The sequence below is a fragment of the Nitrosospira multiformis genome (assembly GCF_003050865.1).
GTDB classification, from domain to species: domain Bacteria; phylum Pseudomonadota; class Gammaproteobacteria; order Burkholderiales; family Nitrosomonadaceae; genus Nitrosospira; species Nitrosospira multiformis_E.
In genome coordinates this window covers 1-6,405 of record NZ_QAOK01000053.1, presented here as the reverse complement: position 1 = coordinate 6,405, position 6,405 = coordinate 1, and the positions used below count along the sequence as shown (strand labels likewise).

The 6,405-nt window shown below is 47.8% G+C and carries 6 protein-coding genes and 2 pseudogenes; 4 read left to right on the top strand and 4 right to left on the bottom strand.

The genetic code is table 11. The features are described 5' to 3' along the window. On the bottom strand, positions 1-104 hold a 104-nt coding region (locus C8R21_RS14990), incomplete at its 3' end, for a recombinase family protein (RefSeq protein WP_181258973.1). Between the two features lie 168 nt (positions 105-272). Continuing rightward, positions 273-686, bottom strand: a complete 414-nt coding sequence (locus C8R21_RS14985) for a surface-adhesin E family protein (protein ID WP_107763414.1) — start codon at positions 684-686, stop codon at positions 273-275. Between the two features lie 228 nt (positions 687-914). On the opposite strand from C8R21_RS14985, the gene C8R21_RS15730 reads away from it, so the two are divergent. The 4 genes and pseudogenes from C8R21_RS15730 to C8R21_RS16765 all read left to right on the top strand — a co-directional run. After that, complete coding sequence (locus C8R21_RS15730) at positions 915-1,532, top strand: hypothetical protein (protein WP_146162519.1); 618 nt, start codon at positions 915-917, stop codon at positions 1,530-1,532. Beyond that, the gene (locus C8R21_RS14975) at positions 1,522-2,631 is read left to right on the top strand and encodes a helix-turn-helix domain-containing protein (protein ID WP_107763412.1); all 1,110 of its coding nucleotides are present in this window, start codon (positions 1,522-1,524) and stop codon (positions 2,629-2,631) included. The genes C8R21_RS15730 and C8R21_RS14975 overlap by 11 nt, the downstream gene beginning before the upstream one ends. Before the next feature lie 349 nt (positions 2,632-2,980). Continuing rightward, positions 2,981-3,211, top strand: a complete 231-nt coding sequence (locus tag C8R21_RS14970) for a hypothetical protein (protein WP_107763411.1) — start codon at positions 2,981-2,983, stop codon at positions 3,209-3,211. 12 nt (positions 3,212-3,223) lie between these two features. Further along, a pseudogene (locus C8R21_RS16765) lies at positions 3,224-3,316 on the top strand (Tn3 family transposase); the annotation flags it as partial. A 93-nt stretch (positions 3,317-3,409) separates the two neighbouring features. Here C8R21_RS16765 and C8R21_RS14960 read toward each other — a convergent pair. Beyond that, positions 3,410-5,086, bottom strand: coding sequence for a GmrSD restriction endonuclease domain-containing protein (locus C8R21_RS14960; protein ID WP_107763409.1), 1,677 nt, complete (start codon positions 5,084-5,086; stop codon positions 3,410-3,412). 374 nt (positions 5,087-5,460) lie between these two features. After that, positions 5,461-6,405, bottom strand: a pseudogene (locus tag C8R21_RS14955) (MobA/MobL family protein); the annotation flags it as partial.

Here is a 6,405-nt window from a genome sequence, read left to right as displayed (position 1 = left end):
CCGTGATCGGTAAATACCTGCTCGCATCCCGCCCTGGTTAAAGCATCCAGCTGCAGGTCAAGATTCTGGTCATCGGTGGAAACCCGCGCATAGCCAATTTTCATGGATTTCCCCTCTTCTATTTTGCATTACCCTTATGCAACATTTTGAACCAAAAAAAACAATGCCTTGCATTGTCCGTTTGAGTGTAGCAAAAGGGATTGGTTTCGCACTTTCGCAGCTTCATGATTTGCCTTCAAAAACATTTCATGCTTATACAGAATCATAAACTCCTATTTTTTCTGATTCCAATCACAAAGTTTTTTAACTGCATCATAAATGTGATTATTAGGAGTTATAGGGAATCTCATCGGGTTATCGTAGATTGTATTCAAAATTACTTTTCCCTGTCCCTCATGTCTTGTAGCTTTTATCCCCGCTAAGCGGGCCATCCATTCCCCTTTGCAGTCATATTCAAAACGGGTTTGATCGGTTAGATATTGCTCTCCCAGATAGAACTGGGGCTGCGAGTAATTCATTTTCGTCCATACTTTAACTGTCCCGTCTTCATAAGCCATATCTGAATGAACGAAGTAAGAACCTTCGGGACCATCATACACTTTAACCCACTTACCTCCTGCTCCCCAAGCAATCCCATTAAAAGATAGCAGCATCGAAAGCACCGCAATAATCCATCTAATTATCATTCTTTCCCCCATACATACCCAGATCAATACTTAGAATTATGATGGGTTAACTTAAACCCATCAATAAAATGTCCTTGGATTTGTTTATTTTGACGCGTAAAAGGGACTGGTTATGCAACAAAATACACACAAAGAAAAAGAGCGTTCAAAGGTAGACATTTTTATACATGGTTGACAAAAACTTACTTTCCCATAAAATAATATAACTCCAACTCAAGCTCAGCTAACATGGCCCACTGTGAAAATCCCCACGATTACCACCCCGATCTGCAAGAAGAACGCTTACTTGCCTTGGCCCAGTTCTTCGCAAGCACGCGGAGCGCTATTGTCGCTCTACATGATCCACTTTCTGGTGATGATACTTGGTCTCTAGGATGCCGTGGATTCGCCAGATGGCGTAATTTGCTCCTACAAAAGTCTAGGTCTGGGGAATGGGAATGGTTGAGCATCATAAACCCTGGAAAGAAGTTCATCTTCTCTATTGGATCTGTCCCTGTCCGTTTTTATCGAGGGTCACTCAAAAGACCACCAGTACGAACCCTTGCTTACAATGCACAAGAACTCACTCAACTGTCTTTCGCGTTTCCAGGAACTGAGAAGCAATGCCTATGGCGGTTTGCTATCGAAACCGATTACTTGGGAGAACCCTCTGCAGTGATTTTTGCCGGAATGGCAAGCAATAACGATTCAGAAGGTTCAGTTATTTGCCATTGGAAGATTCCATTCGACACCGAGAACATGAATATCAAATTCGATGCGATTAAGAGCGATGATATGGTCGAGCTGCCAGCCCCAATGGTCGGAAAAAATATCGTGAAGAAACACAAAGCCTCCGATGAGTCATGAGAACCCATTTCAGGGCGCAAAGCTTCGTGTCGCCCGGCTGCTGAATGGATGGACTAAAGCTGATTTAGCTGAACAGCTTCAAGTTAGCCGCCAATTCATTCATGCTTTGGAAATTGGCCAAAAACCTGCTAGCCCAGATATGGTTGCGGCTCTCTCTTTGATCTTGAAGGTTCAGCCTTCATTCTTTAACGAACCTCTTAAGTCCGAGGTGCGAGAAGAGGAATGCCATTTCCGTAGTCGTAAATCCATGCCAGACAAAGTGGCAGAGCAAATTATCTCGTACGGCACAGCATTGGAGATAATTATTCATCTTTTAGAAAAAAACCTAGAGCTGCCAGTCGTCAATTTCCCCGCCATAGAGGTCAATAGCGACATCGAGATCGAGGAAGCAGCAACCAATTGCCGCAAGCACTGGGGGCTAGGAAATGGTCCCATAGCAAACATGTGCCGAGTTCTTGAGAATGCAGGCGCTATTGTGGCCCTGTACAAAGGTGATCGACATGAAGTAGATGCACTCTCAATGGCTAGAGCACGACCTCTCGTCATTCGGAACACCTTGAAACAAAGTCCAGTAAGACAGCGCTTTGACCTCGCTCATGAGTGTGGACACCTTGTTATTCATCAAGGAGCTTCAACTGGGGACAAGGAGACGGAAGACCAAGCAAATCGGTTTGCATCAGCATTTCTGATGCCAGGCGAGGTATTCTCACGTGAGTTCCCCAGTATGCCACTAAGGCTCGACTGGCAAGCCATTTACTCTCTCAAAATCCGGTGGCGAGTTAGTGTTAAGGCCATTATCCGCCGGGCTCGTGATCTTGGCCTATTGAACTCTGTTCAATACGCTACTGGTAACAGGTTTCTTAATCAAACTGGGCAATCAAAGACTGAAAAATTCGATGAGAAAATTCCGCAGGAAGAGCCAGAGCTAATAAAGACGGCAATATCCGCTTATTTAGACGCCTTTTCGTTCACCCCAGCGGAATTTGCAAAGCAAATATCGATGACACCATCAATGATTGAGCAACTTGTTGGCGTTTCTGCTCTTCGTCGCTCATCTTTAGCTACATATGCATCTCGTCCCTTTAAGGGAAGGCGATAGCGCCCCCCGGGCCAGACATTCATATCTATCCTGATGTGCCCCCGGTAGTAGTGCCAGAGGCGTTCTAGCAAAGTCCCAGTTAAAAATCAGTACGTCAGTCTAAGTTTAGGTAAAAAGGGATATAATTTAGCTATATATGCCCTCAATCCCCCTCAATCTAAATTTGATGCTCCCAGATAGGGATTTCGGATGAAGTTAATAATATGGGGAGTGCGGAGAGCCAAGCAATCACGATGCGAACTGGAGTTGGGGATGATTGCTGAATTCGTTCTGATCTATCGCTTCACGGGTTTCTTCCTACGCTCGGCCGGGCCCATCCCGGGTGCCGGCCGTAACCAGGAGAAAGCCGATGAAGAACATGAAGCGCGCCCTGCGCCGGCATCATATCGCACGCCTGAAGGCGGTACGTCGTTTCCACTGGGGACAGGATCTTCGTCACAACACCAAGTCCCTCGGGAAGGTTGTCGATACGCCATGTCCCTGTAGTTGCTGGATGTGCGGCAATCCCCGGCGGTATTTCGAAGCGAGGACACGACAGGAACTGGCTGGCCAATTAGCGCTTGCTGAACAGGAGGTGTAAGCCCAAACCGCCGAAATGAAGGTGGAGCAGCAACACGCGGATAGCCACGGGCAGACGGAAGTGGCGTTTGCTTTCTGCCGTCTGCTCGGATTCGAGCTGATGCCGCCCGGTAGTCGAGCTGGAAAACGGGTTAAATGCGAGCACGACCGGTTTCAAACGCGAGCCGCTACATTTAGGGGCAGCTATTAGACTCGCCAGTCATCCTTCCTCCCTATACAAAATGTCTTCGAATTTCTCTTTAATCAGAAGCCTACGGGCTTCAATAAAATCTTCATAGCGATCAATCTCCCACAACTCGTTATTACGGGGGATACAGTGCAACGCCAAATATTCGTCAGATTTATCTTTGAACCATTCACTAGGCGGCATATCTCCTTTGGCGGCCGGCCCATTTTCTGCCTGAGTTAACAGCATACAATTAGCAAGTTGGTTGATCTCTCCTGCTGAGTAGCGTTGAAGAGACGTCCGCCCATTCTCTGGATTAAGTTCTTTCACTCTCTTCAAAATCGAGCGTGGAAAGATATGATCTACTTGAGGAAGATGTCCGTCCCAAGATGGCGTGTACTCGGCCCGCGGATACCACAAGTTGAACAACAAGTGAATATTCCGGGAACCATATCCCATCTCGAACAGTTGATTTTCCGAAATCCCCAAACTACGGCCATCCTCACGGATGACACCAAAAATCTGGCGAACTTGGAATGATCCCGTTTCTTTGATGGTATTGATTACCTTGTCAATTAAAGTATCGGGTCGCCCTGAAAATGCACCTGTCAGCAGCACCCGAATCAGATAATCCACTTTTCCAATCGCACTATTCCAGCCCTCCGGATAGTAATGGTGGTAATAAATAAGGGGAATTAGAGCAAGATTTGAAGGTAGTGCCTTATCACAACGGACAAATGTTTTTTGTGAAAGAAAATCACGAACGAAACGGATAGAGTCGGTGATACTCAACCATTTATCCGTAATTAACTGTCGCACCTCTGCTGTCCTAAATTTCTCAACATCATAGCGAGCCCCTTGGTTCAGTAGCACCATTGCCGTTTTTAATACGAAATCCCGATCAAAATTAAATTGTTCCCCATTAATATCATTAAGGAATTCGTTCATCTCAACGTCAGCAGTGTGCCAGTCCGATGCTATCAGCGAAAACATCAAGTCAGATTTAGATAGCTTTGTGCCTCCATCATTAGCACGAATAAAGATTTCGACAACGTCTTCAAACGAGTAGCCACAATCCTCATCAGTTGAGTCTATTTCTTGGTAAATTAAACCCTCCGTAACCTCAAATTCGCGCTTCGCACGCTCCACATTGCGAGCTATGAGCTCATGCTCTTCAGCTGTCACTGTTACACAGTATTGTTCCAGTAATTGCTTGGTAACCTCTCCAGCAAGCTTTCTCGTGTAAATTAACTCAGAGAAAATAACCCATGGCCATTTAGCCTGGTCAGCAGTCAAGAACTTAAATTTAAACTGCACATCATCAGGATGACTTGGCCTACCACTCAAGACGTTAAAATATAGTTGGCGTCCTTCAAGCGAGCCTTTCAGGCCCATAAATAAAGTCTGCATGCGCTGCTGGCCATCAAGAACCAATCGCTTAACCTTCCCTGTAACCGGACGGTAAAGAGACTTTAAATCTACTGGTTCGTTGTATTGATCTATGAACTTCCGGTTGCGAATCTCAGCTTTTGTCTTCCAAACTAACAGTGATGGCAAAGGGTATTGCCGCATAATGGAGTCGAATAGTTTCTCCATTTGATCTTCACGCCAAACAAAAAATCGCTGAATATTAGGAAGCCACAGTCCACCCCCATCTGCCTCGGTGTTATTTATGTCAGCTACCATGGCTTTTATTGTCTTGCTTGGCATATCATTTCCTTGATCACAAAGGTACAAGAACGATGCAACTCATTAAAGGTGTCCAAACATAGTCGCAGAAGTGGCCTCGGTTGTTCGGACAGGGCGATAAGTGGGGCGCTCTGGGTCTGAACCGGCGATAATGTCGGCTTCCTTAAATTCACCTACCCACAGTTTTTTTTCTAAGCCGTTTACTTCTGTTTTTGGGCATGATTAAAAATATATGGGGAGCAAGCTGAAAGAATAATTTTGCTTATTTTCACGTAGATGAAAATAAACAAAAGGCTAAAGAGCAATAGAAAACCATCTATTTTCAAGCCCTGTTGCAAAAAATCAGCTCTCGCGATTTAGCGCAAATGATCCGGGAATGCGATCTTCTTACTTGATCACCGCTCCCATTCCTGACCTCTATTCCTGCCCTTGCCCTGGCTCAGCTCCTGCACCAGTCCTTCCACAGCTTTCGGCCCCTGCTGCCTGAAATACTCCCGCATCCTCTCCAGCTCCCGCGCCCGCTCTTCCTTTGGAAGGGTATTGAACCGGTCTATCGCTTCACGTGCGCTCTCCGACAGCGCCTTCCACTGTGTGCCGGTGTCGCTGTAGCTGGGAACTTTCAGTGCACGACTGATGGCGTGGCTCTTGAATTCTGATATGGCCCAGTCTAGTTTCTTTGCTTGCCGCAGCACCTCCAACTCCTGGCTAGCCTTCTGCTGCCAGATGCGCTCAAGCTTTGCCACCTGCTCGCGTACCGGCATCTGCTCGATCTCCATGCGCTGTCCGATGTCAGCGGCAATATGCTCGGCCCGGCTTCTCGCATCGTTGACCTCGGGCTTAAGATCCTCGGCCCGGAACCAGGCTTCTTCCCTGGCCTGCTCACGCTCGATGAGGTAACTGGATGGAATCAGTCCCAGGTCGTGCGTCCTGGCCCGCAACGGATGGACTTTGCGCCAAGCGTGCATTTGCAGGATGGTCTGCTGCATCTTTTCCTGCGCCTGCTGCATCTGATACGACAGGGAGGCATGGATCTTCCGTGCAGCCATCACGTCCGGGTGACGATCGACCGCGGCTTTGACTGTCGGCGGCTTCATGCGCTCGATCTCGGCCTTGAGCTCGCGGCTCGTCATGCGCTCGATGCGCAGCCTCTCCGCCTGGCTCCGCTCCTCCCGATCCCGTATCCGTCGCTCCCGCTCGGCTTCGAGACTCACGACTTCGGCCTGCGCATCCGGCACGGCCTGCTGTACATGCTCATGCGCCTGCACAAACTCGGCCCGCGCCTGGCGAAATTCGATGATGTTCTCTCGCCCTTCCCCCCGCCACTGGCTCGGCAGCTGCTT